Below are 23,025 nucleotides of genomic sequence, written 5' to 3'. Positions count from 1 at the left end.
AATGGGATTTGATCAGGCAGTAGCGTCGTCTTCAAGCACCACCTGCTCCTTCTCGCCTTCTTGTAGCTTATACCAGGCAGCCATTGTTTTTTGCTTGTGCTGCTGCATTTTTTTATCGCTCAGTTGTAATTCCTTTTTAACAATAGCGTCAAAAATAGCTGCCAACTGAACGGTTTCGGCAAACTGAAAGGCCCAGCCAAAGGGTATCTGTTCCAGGGAGCCATCAACCAGGGCAAAATCAAGCATAATGTAACCCAGGTAATCTTTTATCCCGGCATGCGAGCTGCTGATCGCTTCTATAAATTGTTCATCGGACATAACCTCTTCGTCATAGGAGAAATCAGCAAAATATTGTTTGGCCAGGTTGGTAACAAGATTACTGCGGAACCAGTCAGGTTTTAATAATAATTGTATGAACTTCCTGGTGAACTGTAAAAGTTCCTGTTGTTTAAAAACATCCAGCTGGTCAAGGTCGGTAGCTCCCTCTATCATTTTTATAATCTCTTCTTCGGCCGCTTCTTTTTTCTCATGCCAAAGCTGAATAGCCCGGGCCCTGATAAAATTCTCAGGGTGAGAAACAGTAGCCGCCTTCACACCACTGGCAGTGGAGAAAATTTCTTCCGCCTGCTTTGCATAGCTCTCTGCACTTATCTTATCCAACCCGGTTGCTATTTTTACCAGCGATGTAATTACCGGGCCGGTATCACCTGTTACCGTATAGGCGCCACGGTCGCAATATATTTCGGTGTATAGCCTGTATAAACGGGCTGTTTCATAATAGGCAGGCTCACTGTGATAGTTACCGGCAATTGCCATTATAATGCGTTCGGCAGTTTCCAATTCACCCTGTAGTGTACTGTACAATTTCACATGGGTAAGTTCATGCGCCAGAATAGCCAGCAATTCATTCTCATCTAATAACTGGGTTATACGACCGCTGAAAACAATATGTGCTTCATTGTTCAGAAAAACAATGCTTGCATTCATTTCATCGGTGTATTGCGCCTGGTAAACTGTAACGGGTAGTTGTTCAAGCCCTAATAATGCTTTGGCCTTTTCAACTTTTTCATAAATGGCGGCATCTGCCTTAACATCAAATTTGTAAGTATTCTTTAACAATTCTGTTTTGTACTGGGCCAGTTGCTCTTCTTTTGTGTTGACCGCAGCAAAAAAATTCCACGTTTTCGTTTGCAGAGCAAAATGATCCCGGACTTTCAGGTGATATGGAAGCGCTTGTAGCATATATTGATATATATAGTATAAAAGAATAAATATCTTGGGACGATGTACAACCTACTGCACAGGATATTAGAAAGGGAAGAGAGGCGAACCCGTAATAATTTCAAATACTATGCCCTTTTTACCGAAACGCATCGCCACATTATTTATTTGGCCCTCAACTGATATTAAGAATATTTTTGGAAATCGACATTCATTAAAAGAAAAAAACCGGCTTTTCCCCGATCAATTCTTTCATTTCACCTATTAGTTAGAGACGATAAAATTTCAGCACTTATCTTCAAAGCAGTAAAGAAAGTAGCAATACGCGCACGGGGGAGCTGCGATTTTTACCAGGGTGATCTTTATTTATGATATCAGATTGTAGCCCCCCGAACGCCGCTACTTGTAACAAGAGCATGCGCCTGGTGAACCCTGTTCAGGTTCAAACAGGGATAAACGTAATAGAAGGTTTGTTTTTGTGAAAGTTTAAAGCAGACTACCTCCTCAGAAGAAGATATTTTCCCACAATTTATTTAATCAGATCCCGGCCGGTTGCTGCATATCCTGCAAAACCTTTTGTAATTCGATTATGGAGCCTGTTTTTGAAACAAAAGCATGGGCGCCTGCCTGAATGGCCTGCATTTCTTCGCAGGTATTGTTGGTGATTGAAAATGCAATGATCTTGATGCCGGGCCATTTTTCCTTCAGGGCAGCAATAGTTTCATAGCCATTCATAACCGGCATATTGATGTCGGTAATGCAAATATCGGGGGCGTTTGCTGTAGTTAATTGTCTCAGCAGGTCTTTACCATTAATGGCAGTCAGTACCACTTCGTATCCCCATAATCTGAGGATTTCATGTATCCCGTTCCTGAAAACCGGGGAATCATCTACCAGTGCTACCTTAGTTCCTAAACTGTTCATAATTAAAATAATTAGATTGGTTGGTTTCTTTTGGCGTACGAATACAGGCGCCGGATTTAACAGGGTTTATCAGGGCAATCATTCGAAGGAAGGAGGTTCCTTTTTCGGATCAATGGTAGGATCGTTTGATGGATCAAATATAAATCGCTTTACAGGATGACAAAAAGATACAGCAGGTATAAACCGGCAAACCAATAAAATCACTCCATCAAAATAAATGTTTTCATTTACCTGCAGCCATTAATGTCATGGTAACACTTGTAAGTTATTCAGGAACGGGGGCTGGTTATCCACAATCGCATGGCCGAATATTGCTATTTAAAAATTATGAGCTAATCTTGCGATGAATCGTTTTCTATGAAAGGTAATTGTGTGAACTGAGTGTTTATGCAACCAATAAACATATGGAAAACGATTTCCCCAATCAATCCACCAGTCAGCTCCTGATTCAGCTTGTCGGTGAAGCGGCTAAATTTACTGATCCTGGCTTTGCCATTACCGCCTGCAACGCGGCTGCTTCGGCATTGTTCGTTTACAATCAACAGGATATACCGGGGCAATCCATTTCTTTCCTTGTTCCAACTTCTTTAAAAACAAACAGCCTGCCTGTTCCTGATGAAGGCGAAGGCTTTGGATAATATTGCCCAATCTCTTAAACGGATCATAAAAGCAACCCCTGATCCGTTTATGAAGTACAGTATTGTTAGACCATTAAATAAATAAAACTACCTGTTTATACAGGTATACATACAACCTGATTGATTAAATAACCTGAACCATGAAAGTACTGGTTGCCGATGATCATGCGATAGTTCGCAAAGGGTTAAAACAGATCTTATTGGAGGAATACCCCTTTGTAGAAATTGAAGAATGCGCCAATGCCGAAGAATTAGTGCAGAAAGCCAATGACGGCCAATGGGATGTAATTATAAGCGATATTTCAATGCCCGGACGTAGTGGTTTGGAGGCATTGCAGCAGATCCGTCTTTTGCACCCCCGCCTGCCGGTACTTATTTTAAGCATGCACCCCGAAGAACAATATGCCATCCGGGCATTGAAAGCAGGGGCATCTGGTTATTGCAGTAAAGACCTTGCCCACGATGAGCTGGTAAATGCAATAAGAAGGATTTTGACCGGCAAAAAATATATTACGCCTTCACTGGCTGAAAACCTGGCCACAAAACTCGAAGAAGAAAGCCTGCCGGAACCTTATAAACGTTTATCTGACAGAGAATTTGATGTTTTCAAATTACTGGTCTCCGGCAAATCGATTTCTGATATTGCCGACAATCTTTCGCTTAGTACTACAACCATCAGTACTTACAGGGCCCGTATTCTTGTAAAAATGAACCTTAAAACAAATGCGGATCTTATCCGGTATGCGCTGGAGAAAAAACTGATTTAGTTAATCAATCGTTTGCACAATTGTAGTAATTATACTACAAGCCGAATTAATCAATTATTACAGAATAAACATACAATCACTATTCATTAAAACAAATCCGATATGTTAATTTTGATACAAAGTATTGCTATACCTGATGGCAGAACTGGAATAGCAAAGTAAACGTACCATTAATATCACGTGAGATTTTAAACCCGTAGCCCGTATGACTGAAGATGATAAAGTAACGATTGCAGATACCTATGAAGACTATTATTTCGCCATCATTAATGATCATGGCCTCATTCAATATGCCAATGACCAGCTGGCGCAATGCCTGCATTTTGAAAAAAACATTCCTTCAACAAATCTCTTTTATAATTTCCTTTCACCTGTCGGTGCAGAGCTTTTAAAAGATGCTTTGCAAAAGGCGGGATTTACCGCTAACCCCTCCTATTTAAAGATGAACCTGCTGAATAGCATGGTTCATAAAGCCAACTGGCGTATTGCCCGGTTAAAAGCTGCAGCAAACAACCCGGAACTTTTTATTTGCCTGGGTTATAAAACAGATCCCGAAAAACCAACCCATACACCCACACCCGGCATCCTGGTACTCGACTGTCAGGGTCATGTAGTAGATGCTAACGATAAAGCCGCCACCTTCTTAAACACCAATCCTGAAAGCCTGCTGAACAATCCACAGCTGGCCGACTTTTGCAGTTCCTTTAAAATATTTACTGATCCAATATCCTTTGAAAACTCTCCCCTTATGAAAACTTTACTGGGGGGCAAGCCTTACCAGCAGGTAATTGAAATGCGTGCCGATAGTCCCGACAGTAAATGGTTACAATTTGCCTTCTATCCACTTTTTGATGAGACCAGCTCCGTCCCCTTTTCATTTGTTGCCCTTATCAACGAATTGCCCTGGCATAAAGAACCGCATGCCAGCGACAAAGAATTATTCCAGAAAGGATTTTTAAATCTTACTTCAGCCATGACCTGGCTGATCGATGATCACGAGCGGCTTATTTTTGCCAACCCGGCTTTTCTTCGCTTTCTGGGCTTAACAGAAAACGCATTGAACCAAAAAGCGGCAGAAGTAATCCCCCCTTTCTTTACTGACATCTTTGAAAAAGAACACCGCAAGGTGCTGGCAACAGGTGTTGCACATAAAAAGATTTATAAGCATCCCCTGGCAGAAGGAACAACCTGCTATTTTTTGGTGAACATTTTCCCGGTTCCGCATAAAACCAACAAACGACTGCTGGGCGGCGAAGCCATGGACATTACTTTTGGGTACAATGTGCATGAGGAAATTGCCCGGGCCAATGAACGATTGATCCGCTTAACCCAGGTAACCACAGACGCCATTTGGGAATGGGACCTGAAATCGAACCAGGTATTCCGCAGCAAGCCATTGATCGAACTCCTGGGCTCTCCCGATAAAGACACCATTGCCAAGAACTGGTGGTACAATCGCATTCACCCCGAGGATAAAGAACGGGTTGAATTAAATGTTGCCAACCTGCTGCGTAGTAAAGTTGCCAGCTGGCAGTGGGAATACCGGCTCAAATACCTCAACGGCGCCTACAGAACGGTTCGCGACCGGGGTATTGTTGTATTTGAAAATGAAAAACCGGTAAAGCTTATCGGGTCCTTACTCGATCTTACTGAAATAAAAGAGCTCGAGAACCTGTTGTTGCAGGAAAAGATCAAACACCAGAAGGAAATTGCCAAGAGCATCATAGATACACAGGAAAAAGAACGCACCCGTATCGGGCAGGAACTGCACGACAACATCAACCAGTTGCTGCTGGTGGCCAAATTGTATATGGGGCTTTTAAAACCCAGTGAAGCGGCGAATAAGGAAATAGCGAAGAAAGTGGTAGAATCGCTCGACATGGCCATTGCCGATATACAAACCATTTCAAGGGAAATGGTGTTGCCTAAACTGAAAGAAAAGACCCTGGCCGATAGTATCAGTGAATTGGTTAAAGACCTGAGAAAGACCTGTTCTTTCAAGATCAAATTCCAGTGCCATAAACAATGGACCGATGATATCTCTGAAGGAAAAAAGATTGCCCTGTACCGGATAGTTCAGGAGCAGTTAAAAAATACCATTCAGTACAGCAAGGCTACCAAAGTAACCATTCAATTAATAAGTACCGGCACGGGTATTGAACTTATTGTACAGGACGATGGCGTGGGATTTTGTCCGCTGAAAAAAACAAAGGGCATCGGCCTATCGAATATTTACGACAGAACCACTTTATATAATGGAACCGTCGATCTGCAATCATCGCCTGGTTGCGGTTGCCGGTTAAAAGTGACCATCCCTAAATCATAAAAAGGCAAAGGGCAGAAGGAAGAAGTTGCGCTGCCGCGCTGCGTTCTTTGCCCTCTGCCCTCTGCCATTTGCCTTTATTATCGTCCGTAATCGTCATATGACTCTTCGGCGTATTTTTCAAAGTTCTTGATCATCTTTTCATTCCTGACTTCAATAGGCGTTAATTTTTTGCGCACGTCTGTTGAAACAGGCATATACCAATCCCGGGAGTCAAACATCTGACGCACCTCTTTAAGTTTAAAGGAATAGCCATGCCGGGCATAGATCTCATTCCGCATATACCGCAATTCATCTTTAAGCAGATTATTTACATCGTTAGCACTCAACAAACGTGCTGACGCATTAGGCTGCTCACCCTCCGAGGGGTCATACTTAAAATTCTTTCTTTCCAGGGTATAATGCCTGCCCGTTAATGCTTTATTAAAAGGGGTCCATTTACCGGTAAGGTTCTTATTTTCTTTATTAATCTCCAGCTCAAACACGCCATCGTATTTATTATTACCCGGCTCATTCAAAGTAGCTTTAATGATGCCCTTCTGCTCTTCATAATTGCCGCTAAAAGGCCGTTCATTACCAGCGCAAACACTATAACCACTTATGTTACCATCTGCGAGCTGTGCAATAAACACCGTTATTTTGTTGGCCAAACCTGCAGTTGAATCACTTCCGTCTGGTTCAAACATCCCTGTCCAGCTACCGGTCACAGCAGATAAAGGTTGTGACAATAAAGCGGCAGATCCTATTGGGGCGGTTTCCGATTTAACCGGTTTATCAGCCGGTTTGTTATTACAGGCGGTGAAGCTCACTGTAGCTGTAAGGGCAAATAATAAAAGGTTTTTGGGGGTCATTACTGGTTATTTGAAAAACAAAATAAACATTTTGGGTTGACAAACAAATGGCTATTTATTACTTTTAAGGTTATGCGTGTGTATGGTAATTACCTGTTGCTGTTACTGCTGGCTTTTTTTTCGGCCCTGATGCTGGGAATTACCCTGCAATACCTGCCCGTTCGCCTGGACGCGGCTTTTTTACAAATAAAACAGGACTACATCGACATCATTCCCTGGCGCATCGCTTTTTTTGTACATGTATTTTCTTCTATGTTCGTATTGATAGCAGGGTTCACGCAGTTTTCTTCATACCTGTTGTCGCATTACAAAAAACTGCATCGTGTTATAGGAAAACTCTATGTTGTTGATGTATTATTTATCACAGGTCCGGCCTCGTTCATTATGGCCCTGCTGGCCAATGGCGGTATTTCTTCCCGCATTGCCTTCACCACCCTGGCTATTTTATGGATTGTTACTACAGCCAAAGCATGGCAATCAGCCATGAAAAAGCAATTCACCGCTCATAAAGAATGGATGCAACGAAGTTATGCGTTGACGCTGTCGGCCGTTACCTTAAGGGCCTGGAAGTGGCTGCTTATTGCCCTGTTTCATCTGCGCCCATTGAATGCCTATATGATCGTTGCCTGGATGGGGTTTGTGCCCAACTTACTTTTTATAGAATGGCTGATCAGAAGGAAAAGAAATAAAAATGAAATAGCAGTTGCCTGAAAATAGCTAACTTTTGGTCATGCAGATACAGCTCGTTAAAATACAGTCGGCAGACATAAAAGATTTTCGTCAAATATTCCTGCAGGAAAATAATTTTCAGTTCATATATGATAAATGCCATTATTATGGCTGGGCCGACGTATATGAATTTATTTCCAACGAAGCGCGCATTGGTTACGGGGCTGTATGGGGTTCTGATAAAAGAGAAGACCGTGATACGATTTTTGAATTCTACGTGCTGCCGCCATACAGAAAATATGTAAGCTCCATATTCCATGATTTTATTTCAACCTCAGGCACCAAACAGATCGAATGCCAGAGCAACGATCTGTTGTTAACCGGTATGCTGTATGAGTTTGCCAAGAACATTTATGCAGAAGCCATTCTGTTTGAAGACCATGTTCAAACTAATTTTCAATTGCCCGGCGTACATTTTGGCAGAAATCAAAAAGAAGAAAATAACGGCGCCGATGTGGGTGGTTACTATCTCGTACAACACAGCGAAGTGGTGGCCAATGGCGGGTTCATGCTTAACTATAATTTTCCGTATGCGGATATTTATATGGATGTAAAAGAAAACTGCCGGCAGCGTGGGCTCGGCAGTTTACTCGTACAGGAACTGAAAAAAGAGATCTATCGCATGGGCCGGGTTCCCGCCGCCCGTTGCAATATCAGTAACAATGCATCCAAGGCCACTTTAATAAAAGCCGGGATGAAACCCTGCGGCTTCAGATTAAAAGGCGATATCAAAAATGGTGGTACTATTTAAACAGTTACCTTTTCTACAAAATTTTTCAGGTTGGTACCAATGATAGATGTCCATCCCTGCATAAAATTCTCTCTTGCAAAATCCTTGTTGGCAGCCGCCAGCGTTTCCAGGCCTTCATGGGTCAATTTCACCCTGGTTTTATCTCCTTCCGCAAACAATTCAAATGTTACAAAAGAATTGCCGTCAAAACCGTCGTATCGCCAGCTGTATTGTAATTTTTTACCAGGCACTACTTCCGTTACCCGGCATTTATGTAAGTACGTTGGTCCTCCTTTGGGGCCGCCTTCAAACTGAAATTCAAAACCAGGTTCGGGCCTGAATGCGGCCAGTTTAAAATACCATTGGCGCATCTGATCTAAATCGGTAATGGCCTGCCACACTTTGTCGGCCGGCGCATTATACGTGCGCTCAACGATCAATGGTTCGTTTTGCATGCTATTAGTTTTTTTGATTTGCGTTTACAATTGGTTGTAAAAGCGTACTATCTCCATTTGGTAAACTTCAATTTGTTTGCCGGTACGTACAGGCTGATGGTTACATTCCGGTTACGTAACCATCCGGTTGCAAATATATAAGTAACCATCCGGTTACCAAAGCTATTTTTGAACCTTTTTACCTGTTAAACGGTTGGGCTAAGGGATCGGCAAGTTGTAGATTTGTTACTGAATACCAGACAACACATGGCACAATTCCTTCCTTCTCCTGTTTTGCAACCGTATATTAAACATTTTCTGATCATTGAATGTGACCAGGGAATGGTGAACCGGATCTTACCCGATACTTCCATTGTAATTGCGTTCCGACTTCGCGGGCAGGTGTCTTATGCTGATAATGGCGTCACAAATAATCTGGCGCAATCGGTTATCTCGGGCATCCGGAATTCGAGCCGGTTGGTAGATTATGCAAAAGACACCAGTAACCTGTTGGTGATCTTTAAAGAAGGCGGCGCCGCCGCATTTTTTAAAGAACCTATGCATGAACTGGGCAGCATCAGTGTGTCGCTCGATCACCTGGTTCAGCGTGGTAAGGTGTGTGCGGTAGAAGAAGAACTGGCCGCTGCCTATAACAACAACCAGCGTATACTCATTGTAGAACGGTTCCTGTTATCTGAGCTTAAACATACGCAATCAGATGTACTGGTAAGCGAAGCTATACAAAAGATCAAGGGCTCAAAAGGTGATATTAAAGTAAAAGAACTACTGGCCAGTTTGCCCATCAGCCGCGATCCCTTTGAAAAGCGATTCAGAAAGATCACCGGTACTTCACCCAAACATTTTGCAGCTATCATTCGCCTGAAAAACCTGATCGAAAACTATACGGATGCTATCAGTTTTACCGAAGCAGCCTATTCGGCAGGTTATTACGATCAGGCACACTTTATAAAAGATTTCAGGGCGTTTACAGGGCAAACCCCGCACGATTTTTTCAAGGCGCCGCCATTGTGGTAAATTAACTGACGACAATCGCTATTTATTAACAGGATAGCGTTCAATATTTCATTATGTTGCAACGTTACCATATTTTTTGGGGTCAATCGTCATATGCTTATGAGACTATTAGGGTTGGTTGTGGTTTTGCTAATGTGTAATAACCTGTGGGCACAAGACTGCACTACCCTGGGCCAAACTCCCGCTTCCGCCTTTCCTGTTTGCGGCGTTGACACCTTTTCACAACAAAATGTACCTATTTGCAGAACCCATAGCATTACAGTTCCGGGTTGTAATGATGGCGCTGGTTATTCTGATAAAAATCCCTTCTGGTATCGTTTCACCTGCTTTCAAACGGGCACGCTGGGTTTCCTGGTTACGCCAAACGACTTAGGCGACGATTACGACTGGATGTTATACGACATAACCGGTCATAATCCCGACGACGTGTTTACCGATCCCTCCCTGGTTGTTACCGGCAACTGGGCCGGCACCTTTGGGTTAACCGGTGCTTCCAATGCGGGGGTGAATTTTATTCAATGCTCTTCTGACCCTGCCAATCATAAGAACTCATTCAGCACCATGCCTACCATTGTGCAGGGGCATACTTACCTGCTGCTGGTTAGCCATTTTACCGATTCACAAAGCGGATATAAATTATCATTCGGAGGTGGAACCGGTGTTATTACCGATCCGTTGCAACCTAAAATAGAAAAAAGCTGGGCCGGTTGCGGTGGTGTTACCGTAACCATTAAGATGAATAAAAAAATTAAATGCAACAGCCTGGCCACCAATGCCAGTGATTTCACCCTTTCGCCAGCCGCCGCCACTATTGTTTCTGCTACCGGCGCTGGTTGCAGCAATAGTTTTGATATGGACACCGTGGTGCTCACCATGAGCAATGCATTGCCACCTGGCAACTATACCATTTCTGTAAAAAGTGGTTCAGACGGAAATACCCTGCTGGATAACTGTAACAATTCGGTTCCGGTGGGTAATAACACTTCATTTGTGGTTGACCCTATTCAGCCCACTCCAATGGATAGTATAAAACCTGTGGGCTGCGCCCCCAATAAACTGGAACTGGTATTTCGCCGGCCTATCAACTGCGCTTCTATTGCAGCCAATGGCAGTGATTTTTCAATTACCGGCACTACCCCCATAACTATAACCGGCGCCAGCGGCAATTGCGTAAATGGCGTCACAACTTCTATTTTTGTACAACTGTCAGCCCCCATACAAGCTGCAGGTAATTACCAGATAACCCTGCAACCGGGTACCGATGGCAATACCATCATCGATGAATGCGGCCAGCAAACACCTGCAGGCGCTACCCTGCCCTTTGCAACCGCCGACACTGTAAATGCCGATTTCACTTATCAGCTCCAATACGGGTGCAAAGCCGATACGGTTCATTTCTTTCACAGTGGAGCCAACAATGTAAACCAATGGAACTGGGTTTTTAATAACGAAAGCAGCAGCACCGCACAAAACCCAACTTTCATCTTCAGGGTCTTTGGCCCCAAACAGATCAACCTTACCGTCTCCAATGGGGTGTGTAGGGACAGTGCTACGGCAACAGTTTATCTTGATAACACACTGCAGGCGAAATTTGGCTTTCCTGAAGTATTATGCCCCGAAGACAAGGCAACTTTTACCGATAGTAGTATTGGCAGGATAATATCCTGGAACTGGGACTTCGGAAACGGAGATAACAGCACTTTACAAAATCCCCTGCCGGAAACCTATCCCCAGGTTACCGGCGGCCGGTCAAAGATCTACCCGGTAAGGCTTATTGTTGAGAATAACCTGCATTGCTTTGATACCGCTGTAAACCAGATGAAAGTAGTATATAGTTGCTACATCACTGTACCCAATGCATTTACTCCCAATGGCGATGGCCATAACGACTATTTATATCCACTCAATGCCTGGAAAGCTGTTAACCTGGAGTTTATCATCTATAACCGGTACGGACAAATTGTTTTCCGAACCAACAACTGGACGAACAAATGGGATGGCCGGATAAACGGACAAATGCAATCAAGCGGCGTCTTTGTATGGTTGCTCAGGTATACTTTGAGAGATACGGGCGAGCAGGTATTTAAGCGCGGAACCACCGTATTAATCAAGTAATTAACCACCAGAAAACTGTTATAAATTTATTGTGTAACCGCCAGAAAAAAATTATTCACGCCGTTCCCTATTTTAGAAATTCAACCCCATGGCTGTTTGCAGGTTGAAAATCGAATCCATTTTCCAATTCTCTTGCACTGATGGTATAAAGTTGTTACCTTCCCCCGCAAAATTTACTTTAAAAGGTGCAATTACCCGGCCCTAATATGCGTTATGGTATATGTCCAGAGATGGGCACGCGCCAGGAACTACCGTACAAACCACAAACATGACTAGACTTAGATTCCTATTCCTAATTCCTATTGGTTTATCACTGTCCGTAGAAGCCCAGAAAACTGACTCCCTGGTTGGTAAATGGAAATATGTTGACGTTTACAATAAACACAGATACGATACTGCCACTTTAAGAATCGCTAATGAGTATTTTGGAAACATGACCTTTTACTTCAAAGCTAATAATCACTACAAGGCTTTTGTGATGAATAATGTTGACGAAGGCGTATGGAGCCTGAATGAAGCTACCAGCAAGGTCAGGATCACTTCTTACAAAGGAAATTCAAACGAATCACAGATAGTTGGCCTGGACTCTAATAAGTTAATCCTTACCCTGGGTGAGGGTTCTTTCATTATGGCCAGAACAAACATTACCCCATCAGACAACATTGAAACACCGCTTCCCGATATCAAGGCTGTTGCTGCTACCAAAACACAGATCAGCAAAAAATGGTACTTAACACGTCGTGAAGTACCTGGCCGTTCAGAAGCGCAGTTAAAGATGGCGAGTAAACTGATAAAAGGCGCCTATGCTTATTTTAAAAGCAACGGTGTATATGAAGCCCAATCATTAAAAGTTACCGAAAGCGGTAAATGGGTTTTTGGTCCCGATAATAAATCCATCATCGTCACCATCGAAAACCAACAACGCATCTGGAATATTAAATCTATCACCCCTACCGAATTAGTGCTCATCAGCGGATATACCGAAGAACTCTGGAAGTTCTCTACCAAATTATTATAAGCTTAAACAAACCAATCTAATTATAAAAAATCCCACTTTCACCACTCACCTCACCAATATCACCATTCCCGTCCGGTTCACAGCGCCACAGCGGGTAACTGCTTTTATAGTATAAGCGTAACCGCCGGCAGGCATTGGTTCGCCCTTAAAAGTTCCATCCCAACATTGCGCAGGATCAGTGGTAGCGAATACCCGTTGCCCCCATCTGTCAAATACCTGAAATTGCAATTGAGTAACCAGTCCCCATTGTTTCAATCCAAAACAATCATTGCGGCCGTCATTATTAGGTGTAAAGGCCGAGGGAACGGGATAGGGGCTCATAGCTTTGGCGAAATCAGCTACTACCTTTACAGAGTCCCTTGCCGAACATCCCTTATTATTGGTTACAGTTACAATATAGGTGGTGGTTTGCTGAGGTGTTACTACCGGGTTGGAAGAAAAAGTATTTCCTATACCAGGCGCTGCATCCCATTCATAGCTGATGCCACCTGTAACATACAGGGTAGCCTTACCGGTAGAACAATCTATATCATTTGATTTTGTTATGGACGGTACCGGAAGGTCATTCACAGTTACAGGAATGCTGCGGGTAATGGAACTATTACAGGTATTTTCTTTTATAAGCACCTGGTAGGTTTGCGTAACAGTTGGCTGTACGGTGATAGAAGGGGTATTTCCCAATGGCGCATTACTGCCGTCCAGCCAATTATAGTCATCCCCACCCGATGCTGTTAGTTGCAGCTTGTCATTTACGCAAAGGGTACTGTTTGCCGGGCTTACAACAAAATTGGGCGGCGCATGAAAGTCGATCTTTATTGAATCTTCACCCATACATCCATTACCGGCCGTTGCAGTTACCACATATTTGGTAGCCACTGTTGGCTGCGCTATCGGCGCAGCAATGAAACTATTATTCAGCCCTGTTTGCGGCAGCCAGGCATAAGAAACACCTGTACCTGCTGCACTGGCTGTTAACTGTACAGCAGTACCCACGCAAATGGTAGTATCATTATTGATGGCAATAACCGGTTTTTGCTTATCCACGTTCACAGTTACGGAACCTCTTGCAGAACAGCCTGCGCTGCTGGTGACCTTTACAAAATAGGTAGTGGTTTGCTGCGGCATCGCTGTAGGGTCCGGTGAAGTGAGCACGCTCAGATCCGGCGACACATCCCATACATAAGTGTTGCCACCGCCGGCATGCAGCGTAGCCGTCGCCAGGTGGCAGTCTATATCGTTTGTTTTGGAAATCACTGGCACAGGAAGCGCATTCACGGTTACCGGAATGCTGCGGGTAGTGGAATTATTACAGGTATTCTCTTTTATAAGCACCTGGTAGGTTTGTGTAACAGTGGGCTGTACTGTTACAGAAGGAGTATTTCCTACCGGCGCATTACCGGCATCCACCCAGCTGTAGCTATCACCGCCTGATGCGGTCAACTGCACCTGATCATTTTCACAAATGGTAGCGTTTACCGGACTAACAATAAAATTAGGCGGCGGGTAAAGCGTGATGGCAACCATATCTTTTGCCATACAGCCTTGCGGATTACTTCCGGTAACCGTATAGGTTGTATTGCCGGTTGGGTTAGCAACCGGGCTGGCAATAGTGGCGTCATTAAGAAACACAGCCGGGCTCCAGCTATAACTGGTAACATGAACGCCGGTTGTAGTTAAAGGAACAGGCAGCCCGGAACATACGGTGGTATCATTGGCCGACTGTATGTTGATGTTACAAAGCATTGCAGCGGGGATTAAATAATCTTCCACCTCGCCGTCTTTTGCAAATCCGGTTGCCTGTTGCGTGGCAGCCATGTCTGACGATAGCCGTAAACGTACGCCATAATCGCTAACCGGGCCCGGTGGCAGCCAGGTTGGCAAACCAGACCAGGTTAAGGTAGCCGTGGTTGAATTATTGGGCACGGTGACCGTCACCGATTCCCCGGCATCAAAAACCCCATTGCGGTTATAATCGAACCAGCCGGTAAGCCAGGCATCACTTCCGGTTGTATTACCAAGTGGCAACGTTAAGCTGTAGGTGCCGTTATTAAAATAAGCGGGAATGGTTGTTAACGCATCTTCATCCACACCGCTGGCATTGTCATCCAGGGTTTGCGTTCCATCAGCATCTCCGGCTACGGCGCCCAACTTTAAACTTTGTGATTTAGGGGCAGAAGGCAGGGGCGCCTGGTAGTTACATCCATTTAATATGCTATATGTCAATCCATGGTAAACGTATCCATAAGAGGCAGGAAGATCACCCCGGTCAACCGGCGCCATAATCCCAAAAGCAACCGCCATACCACCAGTTACCCGGTGGTCCATCAGGGTACTTACGGTGATGTCGCCGGTAGTGGTAGCGCTCGCCAAAACGGGATTTTGTCCCGTGGCCGCCGCATAACCATAGGTATCTGCCAGTTTTACCGTATTGGTGTTGCAACCGGTTACCGGGTTGGTTGTTTGTGAAGAGTTCCGGAAAAAATCAACCATTTGCCAGGCCCCTCTGTTACTCGTAAAAGTAGTAACCTCATCCGTAGTACTGGCCTCCGCATCTACTGCCAAAAAGGTAAATGGCACAGGAGCCCCATTTCTTGTAACCTGTACATTTAAATTAAAGCCCAGTGAAGTAAAAGCACTTTGACTATTATACAGGGCCGGTTTTATAGCCGGGTTGGAGAAATCATATAAAAAATGCAATACAGCGCCCGACCAGGTATTCATGATCATAGCCGTTGGAACATTTGTGGGCGCGCTATAGGTATATGTTATTGTTAATCCATCGGGAGTAGTAACTGTTTTTGAGGCGGTGCCGGAAAGGTTCATGCCGGCCCAATCGAACCACCAGATGTCGTTTTTCAATGCACCGGTTCCTACATCAGCGTATTGACCAAATGAAGAAAATTGTATATACAGGCAAAAGGCTAAAAGGGCTGGTAACTTTTTCACAAGTTTGGGGTATTAAGGAATCGGGAACAAAATAGTAAAATTCCCCCTGCGCCTTAATACCCAAAACGGATTATCTATAAATTTATTTTGCAAGCACCTCCACTTCTATCCCGTCATTCCAGTGCTTGTGTTCCGGGGTGTAGTACAACCAGGTATTACTGGCTTTTCCCTTATAAGTGCCCGGTATTTCCGCTTTAAGGTCCAGCTTTATGGTTTTGGTTTCATTGGGAGCAAAACCCATCCAGTATAACACCAGGTAATTATCAAAGATCTCGTAATAAGCTACCTGGTTCTTCTCCATGATATCCTTTAATTGCCAGGGTTGAACCGATAAGCCGGCGGGAATGCCGATCTTGGCCACCGCCATCGGCTGCAACCCGCTTTTCTTGTTTGTTACCGAAATATCCATGCGAACCGTTTCGCCCACCTTTGTTTGAGCCGCCGCTAATTGAGTAAACAGCTTCAGTTCGGCTTTTTCGCTATTGGGTGGGGTAAAGGTATTATACGAAACCTGCAGGTTGTAAGGAATGCCGCCGTTCTCCTGGTATTGAACGCTAAATACGTTTTTACCTTCCTGTACAATGGCTGGCAAAGCACTGTCGCCTTTAACGTCGATATCATTCATCGTAAAGGTGATCTGTGGATTTTCACTTAAACGGCCTATGAGTTTTGAATAAGCAACTATAGCCTGCAACGCCATTACCGTGGCCTGGGTAGACCCGTACCCGTAATACGATTTTTCCTTCAGGATCCTTGCAATCAGATTGTTCAAAATACCCATATCGGGTGAGGGCTGCCGCATCAGCGCCAGCGCATACAACGAGGCAGTCTCCACGCGAAGGGAGGCATCCCGTGAATTTACAACACTGGTTTCAGCCGCAAGATCCGATTTCAGGTAATTGGTATTTAATGCGTTCATCAGCATTTGAAGATCCTTTTCCCGTTTCATATTCGAGGCGGACAGCGCCATCATAGCTAACTGATACCCATCATTGCTTTCGAGCGCTTTTTTTACAGCCGTTTCATATTCCAGGTTGATGTCGTTACCCAAACCCGCCTGTGTAAGTGCATATACAATGTAGGTATTCGCGATCTTATCAGGCACGGAAGCAAAACGGTCGTACCCACCGGTTGATAAGCTGAACCCGCCTTTGCCATCGCGCCGGCCGAGCAGGAATTTTTTCGTCCTTTCCAGCATGTGTTTATCCACATTGATAAACTCCTGCATATCGGTAAACTCCATCAGCCCATAAGCAGTTAATGCTTCATGCGGCAGAGTATGGCCAAACCATTCAAACCCGTTCTGTTTGGTTTCAAACCCAATCAATCGTTTATACCCCTGATCAATATAATCAAGTGCTTTCTTTTCAATAGCCTTATTCGAGCGCCCCGATTCACGCAGGTATTTCAATACAAAAATGTTTGGATAAGTGGCAGAGGAAGTTTGTTCAAAACAACCATTAGGTTCACGTAACATTGATTCTATTCCATCAAGCAACTGCCCTTCCAGCGTTTTAAACAGTTTCAGTTTTGCATATACGCTACCCGGAATTACTTTGTTTACGTTGAAGACGTGTTTGCCCGATTGGTTCCCTGAAAATGTTTCCACAACCGGAAATCCCTTTTCCGCTGCTGTAATGGGTAAGGTTAACGTTTCGGTTTTCTGATTGGTTTCTACTATGAACTGAATTTTACCATCGGTAGCAGCGGTGGCAGTAACGGGTATCAACAACTGGCGGGCACTATCTGCCGGTACTGTAATGGTATTGGTGAAGTCAGTAGTACGCATGTTAGCCGGCAGTACCAGGCTCACCCGCGCTTCCTCCTCCTGCGGGCGGTTGTTTTTTATTACCAGTGGAATAAGTGCTTTATCTCCTACTGTTAAATAAGGTGGAATTTTAGCATCAACCGCCAGCGCATTTTTGGTTACATAGGTGTGTTCGGCACGGCCGGCTTTTCCATTATAGCCAATGCCTTCGGCAATGGCCCTGAAAGTAGTGGCTGCATCAGAATTATAGAACTCCACCCGGGCAGTACCCGTTCTATCAGTTTGTATCACCGGGTTCCAGTAAATCGTTTCCCTGAAATCGTTTCGCTCCTGTGGCTCGGTTAATACATATTCAGGCGCATAAAACCGGCGGGCTACCGTAAACGCGGGGCCGTTGCCGGTTTGCACCGCTTCGGTAGCATAATAATATTTCGCAGGCAAATTGATCCGCCAGCCGGCCGTGCGGAGCGTTTTGGTTACAACAACAATTGCCCCATAGGCGGCACGGCTTCCATAAAGCGCTACAGCAGCTGCATCTTTCGATACCGTGATCGATTCAATATCTGCTGCTGCGAGCGCATTTAGCCGGTAACCTTCCATTGGCACACCATCTACCACAATCAACGGCTCACTGGCATTAGTCAGCGAACGGGAACCCCTGATCATTATTTTTCCGTCGGACATCGGGTTTGCATTTTTTTCAATGTACAACCCTCCTACCCTGCCTTGCAGGGTCTGGGTAATATTATTCGGGGTAATTTCAATTGGTTTTACCGAAACAATGCTGCCCGTGCTGTTCTTTTTAAGTGTACCGCCATATCCTACAACAATAACATCGTCCAAATTGGTATCCATGTTATCAAAGTCAAAAGCATTTTGCAGCACCTTAACAGGTTGTGGTTTTGCCTGCAATTTTTGCTCTTCAGGCATAGCACCCTGTTTACCATCTATTACAAATGACAGTTGGTTATCCAGGCTCTTGTTATCAGGATCGTACCCAACGCCATTTTGTATTACCAGTATGGTCACTTTTTCTTTTTTAACCGCCGCACGGGCAAACAAATAATATCTGCTGTTAGGTATTACCTGGTTAAATACAAAAGTTCCGTCTTCTCCTGTTTTGTATTGAACAGCTTTACCACCCGTTTGGGTTTGCACCAGGTATACGGTAGCCTTTACCGGCTTTTGTTGTGCATTTAACACTGTGCCGCTGATCGCATAAGGTTGATCGGGCGCAAAAGCTAATTTCCCCTTTGCTTTCACATCGCTGGTATAATCAAAATAGCGATAACCATTGGTAAGCATTACCAGGTCAAGCGCAGGCCGGGCAGTGGGCTCCTCTTTCTTAAAATAAAAATCGGGTTCCTCAATCTTTCCATTCAGTTCGGAGCTCATCAGCAACCAGGAAAGAATATGGTCCTGTTTGTCATCGGCAAATGACCACAGTTTATCATCCAGTACCGCCAGCGACAAATTCGATGGAACCGGGTTGCCTTTTTCATCGAGGCTCTTTATAGTTAACGATACCAGTTGCCGCGGCAGGTAAATGGGTTTATCGGTGGTAATGCTTACCTGTAGATTCTTTTGTTCATTCAGGAATACCAGGCGTTCTGCTACCGGTATGGAGTCAGCTGTAAATAAGGTAAACCGCGCTATGCCGGCAGGGAATTTACTGATGTCGATTGTTATGTCGTTTACACCTGGCTGCAACTCCATTTTCCGGGAGAAGTAAGTAGTGTTCTTTGTTTGTCCGGTAATGGCAACTACCTGCTTTCCGGTAGCAGATAATTTCACCAACAATTCTCCTTTCGTTACTGCCGCAATATTCATTACACTGCCCTGGGCCAATGCATGCGGTAATGAAAATGTTTGGGTAATATTTGCCGGCGCACTGATATGGGCGGTATAGGTTTCATTTTGCCGGGGCGTAAAGGCAAACTTACCCATGCCAAAACGCAGGCTTTCAAAATCAGTGACTTTATTTCCACGGCTATTGATCACTGTTCCTTTTACATCAACCGGTTTGCCATGTTCGTTTATTGCTTTAAAGGCTACCTGGGTGGCAATCCCCTGTACCAGGGTACCACCCTCAGGCATAAACTGCAGATCGATCTTATTGAGCACAATGGGAATGCTTCTTGAAATGGATTCCCTATTGGCATCATATTCAATGGTAATGTTTAATAAACCATCGGCAGTGTTCAACGCCTTGGGAAGCATAAAACGCAATTGCGCTTTACCTTCCTCACTGGTTTGAAAGGTATTGGTTTGAACCACTTCTCCGCCAATGGATACCTTATAAGCAGCAGCATGGTTGCGCACAGGCTGGTCATTGAGGTCACGTATGCTAAAATCGGCTTTTACCTCATCACCGGGCCCATAGCCTTTCTCCGGGAAATCGAGCTTCATCAGCAAACGGGGCGCTATCACTTTCAACACGGTGATCTCTTTTGTAAAAAAGGTAGCTTCATTTTCATTCCGCATCCAGGTAGTGTAAGCTCTTAACTTATATACCCCACCGGCTGCCTCCTCACTAAACTGAAATGAACCTTCGGCGTAGCCGTTCTCCACACCATAACTTATTTTCTGCACCAGGTTGCCCGAAGGGCCAATGATGTCTGCATACACCACATTACTCAAAAAGGAAGGAAGCTGAGAATTGGCATTCACCACATAGAGCTTGAAAAACAGGGTTTCACCCGGTTTAAAAAACACATGGCTGGTTTGCACATACACTTTTTCCTTATTGCTCACATAATCTATTGTTTGCCCCATTGTACAAAACGGATACACACCAATCAGCATCAAAATCAGCAGACAGGTATTTATTGCTTTTCTCATGTTGTTAGAATTGAATGGAAATGTTACAACCAAAGGATTTTACCGAAGGGAGATTGAAGTAGTCGAGACCGGCCGCATTCGGTTGATCATATAACAGCTGGTTGGGATCGGCCCCTTTGTATGGTGTATACAGAATGAGGTTATGAGCATATACCGAGATGGCCAGTTGCTGCGAATACTTTTTAAGCCTTTGTTTAAACGAGAGGTTCACTGTATTCAGTCGCAACACATCAGCCTTTTGAATATATGCAGACCCTACCCCGCTGTGTCCGTAACGGGTCCAGCGGTTTTGTTCAACGGGTACATTTACATCATAAAACGAAACGGGAATGGTATTGGGTTGTTTATCTTCCAGTACGCCGTTAAACACGTAACCGGTAGTTTGCCGCAGGGCCGCTGAACCGGCCGACCTGCCATAATAATCCAGTACCGCCTGCGTACCGTTCCACATTTGTCCGCCTTTTTTCCATTCCCAGAGCAGATCGAGTGACAGCTTTTTCCAGTTAACCGTATTGGCCATTTTCATGGTAAAAGCAGGGATGGGATTACCAATCACCTGCGGCGTTGGGTTCACCAGCGGAAAACCATCTTTGCCGATCATGACCTGGTTACTGGCGTCCCGTTGATAATCTGTTCCTACAATACTGCCCAGCGCTGTTCCTTTTATAATAGCAGTATGTATATTGGCAAACCCGGCCATAGGTGTGCCGTCATACCCGGCCTTTACATCAGTGATCCTGCTGTTGTAGGTAACATACGACAGGGTATTATAGGTAGAAAAATCACCTTGATGATGACTGAAGGTAGCCCCCAGTTCAAAACCTTTGTTGCGGTGACCGGCAATATTCTGTAAAACCAGGTTTCCATTTGATAATACCGGAAAAATATCATCCATTGTTTTCCGGTTGAACAACTCACCATATAAGGTAAACTTGTAGTTGTAACTAAACTCCAGCAGGCCGGTGTATTCTGTATGCCGGACTGCATTCAATTTGTCGAAACTGCTCACTTCCATCACCGGGAAAAACTGATACGCCTGTTGGGTGGTGTATTGCAGTAAACTGTTTTGCGAAAAAGACCGGCTAACGGGCAATTCATTATTAAAGCGGTTATAAGTTCCACTGATCTTTACATACCAATAGTCCAGGCCGGGTATGTCTTCCCATCTTATATAAGCAGCAGCATTCGGAAGAAAATAGTTATCGGCAATGGTGGTATTGGAAGCATAAAGCTTGCTGCCAAGGTTAACACCTGCATTCAACTGGTCTCCGCGGTATTCATTTATGTACGACAGGGAGGCATCGTGTGCGGAACGCTGATAACTATATGTCGTAGGAATACTGTAATCAATCCCCGACCGGCTGTCCCTATAACTATAATGGACCTTTACAGAACCCGTAAAATCAGAATTATAGAAAGGAATATCGAATGAAGCATTCCCATCCAGCAGGTAATTGCGGTCTTTTTTATTGCGAGCCATGCTTATACCAGCAGGGAAAAAAGCACTGCCCGGCAAATATCCTTCGCGGCGCTGCTGATTTAAATGCTCCATGGACTGGGTGATCTTATAATTAAATCTGCGTCCTTTTCGTTCCAGCATCAAACTGACCGTTTGATGTGTTTGTACAAAGCGATTCCCGTTATTGGCAAGCAGGTAATCAGGGTTATCAGCAACTGTGCTATAGGCTTGTGGCGCATTAGGTGATGCATTGTGCGCATTGTCAAAACTCACCGGGGTCAACAAGGCATCCTGGTAAACGCGGTTTAAAAAACCATTGCGATTGGGGTTTGAAAATTCATCACGCAATAAAGTATACATTCCTGAAAGGCTCGTCCATTTCTTTCTAAATTCCAGGGTGGCTGTCAAATTGCGGGAAGTGTTCTTATTATTCCGGATAAAAGTATTTTCTGTTGACTGTCCCATCTTCAAACCCGCACTTAATCTGGGATCACCGTTAACCCGGTATTGTCCCTGCAGGCGAAGCGATTGTGAAAACATAGATGCGGTTCTGAAAATATTATTGGGATAGCTGCTGGCCGCCTGGCCGTTACCTGTACCCGCCGCTACCAGTTTACCATTTTTATCATACGCATAATTGCTGCCATCATATTCCAGCGTATGTAAAGCGGGACCATAACTAAACGGCTCCCCCGTTTCGGCCCCGCGCCAAACCAATGCGCCGTTTTGCGATCGCCCCTGCACAAATTGAGTTTGCAGCGCCGGCAACTGATTAACACGTTTTATTTCTACCCCGGTATTAAACTGGCCGCCAAACCAAATCGACTTCGAGCCATATGGGTGAATGTCCATAACACCCCGCCTCACCGTGATCTTGCGGACCCGGAATTTATAATAATCCTGGTAAAATAATTGGTGAGACAGCCTGATGCTGGTGCTTGTATCGGGCCAAAAATGCTTTATTTGCGAGCTATCCGACCGGATCAATGTCAGATAGTCATTTGAAATGACAGGTTTTACTTCCTGCGAATAAGCAAACGCAGGCAGCAGCAATACCATCAGCAGTGGTTTCACGTACAGTTATTTGTAACAAGATGCAACGGTTGTTTGAATTACACAAGTGGAAATAAATTTTTTCTGCAGATCAAAGGAGCAAACGTGAAACGTGAAAGGCTCGCGATAATATTCAACCTGTTAACTTGTCAACCCGTCAACGGGTCAACTCC

The 23,025-nt window shown here is 44.5% G+C and carries 15 protein-coding genes; 8 read left to right on the top strand and 7 right to left on the bottom strand.

Annotated elements, in window-relative coordinates; all coding sequences use genetic code 11:
* Positions 1 to 12: 12 nt before the first annotated feature.
* Together NIAKO_RS05550 and NIAKO_RS05545 are read right to left on the bottom strand one after the other, a co-directional pair.
* Complete coding sequence (locus NIAKO_RS05550) at positions 13 to 1,242, bottom strand: M48 family metalloprotease (RefSeq protein ID WP_014217417.1); 1,230 nt, start codon at positions 1,240 to 1,242, stop codon at positions 13 to 15.
* Positions 1,243 to 1,758: 516 nt separating this feature from the next.
* Positions 1,759 to 2,145 carry a response regulator gene (locus tag NIAKO_RS05545; RefSeq protein WP_014217415.1) on the bottom strand — a complete coding sequence of 129 codons (387 nt, stop codon included), beginning with the start codon at positions 2,143 to 2,145 and terminating at the stop codon, positions 1,759 to 1,761.
* A gap of 404 nt (positions 2,146 to 2,549) precedes the next feature.
* On the opposite strand from NIAKO_RS05545, the gene NIAKO_RS05540 reads away from it, so the two are divergent.
* The 3 genes from NIAKO_RS05540 (at position 2,550) to NIAKO_RS05530 (ending at position 5,876) form a co-directional block, all read left to right on the top strand.
* Complete coding sequence (locus NIAKO_RS05540) at positions 2,550 to 2,783, top strand: PAS domain-containing protein (RefSeq protein ID WP_014217414.1); 234 nt, start codon at positions 2,550 to 2,552, stop codon at positions 2,781 to 2,783.
* A gap of 140 nt (positions 2,784 to 2,923) precedes the next feature.
* Positions 2,924 to 3,550, top strand: coding sequence for a response regulator (locus NIAKO_RS05535; protein WP_014217413.1), 627 nt, complete (start codon positions 2,924 to 2,926; stop codon positions 3,548 to 3,550).
* 205 nt (positions 3,551 to 3,755) lie between these two features.
* Positions 3,756 to 5,876 (top strand): sensor histidine kinase, encoded by a 2,121-nt coding sequence (locus NIAKO_RS05530; RefSeq protein ID WP_014217412.1) that lies wholly within the window; start codon positions 3,756 to 3,758, stop codon positions 5,874 to 5,876.
* Positions 5,877 to 5,953: 77 nt separating this feature from the next.
* Here NIAKO_RS05530 and NIAKO_RS05525 read toward each other — a convergent pair whose 3' ends face one another.
* A complete protein-coding gene (locus NIAKO_RS05525) occupies positions 5,954 to 6,724 on the bottom strand; it encodes a YARHG domain-containing protein (RefSeq protein WP_014217411.1) in 771 nt (256 codons plus the stop codon).
* Positions 6,725 to 6,796: 72 nt separating this feature from the next.
* On the opposite strand from NIAKO_RS05525, the gene NIAKO_RS05520 reads away from it, so the two are divergent.
* Complete coding sequence (locus tag NIAKO_RS05520; protein ID WP_014217410.1) at positions 6,797 to 7,435, top strand: DUF2306 domain-containing protein; 639 nt, start codon at positions 6,797 to 6,799, stop codon at positions 7,433 to 7,435.
* A gap of 19 nt (positions 7,436 to 7,454) precedes the next feature.
* On the top strand, positions 7,455 to 8,204 hold the full coding sequence (locus NIAKO_RS05515; RefSeq protein WP_014217409.1) for a GNAT family N-acetyltransferase: 750 nt from the start codon (positions 7,455 to 7,457) through the stop codon (positions 8,202 to 8,204).
* Here NIAKO_RS05515 and NIAKO_RS05510 read toward each other — a convergent pair.
* Positions 8,201 to 8,638 (bottom strand): SRPBCC family protein, encoded by a 438-nt coding sequence (locus NIAKO_RS05510; RefSeq protein ID WP_014217408.1) that lies wholly within the window; start codon positions 8,636 to 8,638, stop codon positions 8,201 to 8,203. The two genes, NIAKO_RS05515 and NIAKO_RS05510, sit on opposite strands and share 4 nt — an antisense overlap.
* A gap of 246 nt (positions 8,639 to 8,884) precedes the next feature.
* Between NIAKO_RS05510 and NIAKO_RS05505 the strand changes: the two genes are divergently transcribed.
* From NIAKO_RS05505 to NIAKO_RS05495, 3 genes are all read left to right on the top strand, one after another.
* Positions 8,885 to 9,652, top strand: a complete 768-nt coding sequence (locus tag NIAKO_RS05505; RefSeq protein WP_014217407.1) for a helix-turn-helix domain-containing protein — start codon at positions 8,885 to 8,887, stop codon at positions 9,650 to 9,652.
* A 99-nt stretch (positions 9,653 to 9,751) separates the two neighbouring features.
* The gene (locus NIAKO_RS05500) at positions 9,752 to 11,767 is read left to right on the top strand and encodes a T9SS type B sorting domain-containing protein (RefSeq protein ID WP_242675487.1); all 2,016 of its coding nucleotides are present in this window, start codon (positions 9,752 to 9,754) and stop codon (positions 11,765 to 11,767) included.
* Between the two features lie 268 nt (positions 11,768 to 12,035).
* The gene (locus NIAKO_RS05495; protein WP_041346385.1) at positions 12,036 to 12,785 is read left to right on the top strand and encodes a lipocalin family protein; all 750 of its coding nucleotides are present in this window, start codon (positions 12,036 to 12,038) and stop codon (positions 12,783 to 12,785) included.
* A gap of 45 nt (positions 12,786 to 12,830) precedes the next feature.
* On the opposite strand, the gene NIAKO_RS05490 is transcribed toward NIAKO_RS05495, so the two are convergent.
* The 3 genes from NIAKO_RS05490 to NIAKO_RS05480 all read right to left on the bottom strand — a co-directional run bounded on the left by NIAKO_RS05490 (position 12,831) and on the right by NIAKO_RS05480 (position 22,873).
* Complete coding sequence (locus NIAKO_RS05490; RefSeq protein WP_014217404.1) at positions 12,831 to 15,731, bottom strand: CshA/CshB family fibrillar adhesin-related protein; 2,901 nt, start codon at positions 15,729 to 15,731, stop codon at positions 12,831 to 12,833.
* An 82-nt stretch (positions 15,732 to 15,813) separates the two neighbouring features.
* A complete protein-coding gene (locus NIAKO_RS05485) occupies positions 15,814 to 20,340 on the bottom strand; it encodes a TonB-dependent receptor plug domain-containing protein (RefSeq protein WP_014217403.1) in 4,527 nt (1,508 codons plus the stop codon).
* Between the two features lie 4 nt (positions 20,341 to 20,344).
* Complete coding sequence (locus tag NIAKO_RS05480; protein ID WP_133055315.1) at positions 20,345 to 22,873, bottom strand: hypothetical protein; 2,529 nt, start codon at positions 22,871 to 22,873, stop codon at positions 20,345 to 20,347.
* Between the last annotated feature and the right edge of the window lie 152 nt (positions 22,874 to 23,025).

The sequence above is a fragment of the Niastella koreensis GR20-10 genome, assembly GCF_000246855.1.
GTDB lineage: Bacteria > Bacteroidota > Bacteroidia > Chitinophagales > Chitinophagaceae > Niastella > Niastella koreensis.
This window is presented reverse-complemented; position numbering and strand designations above follow the sequence as displayed.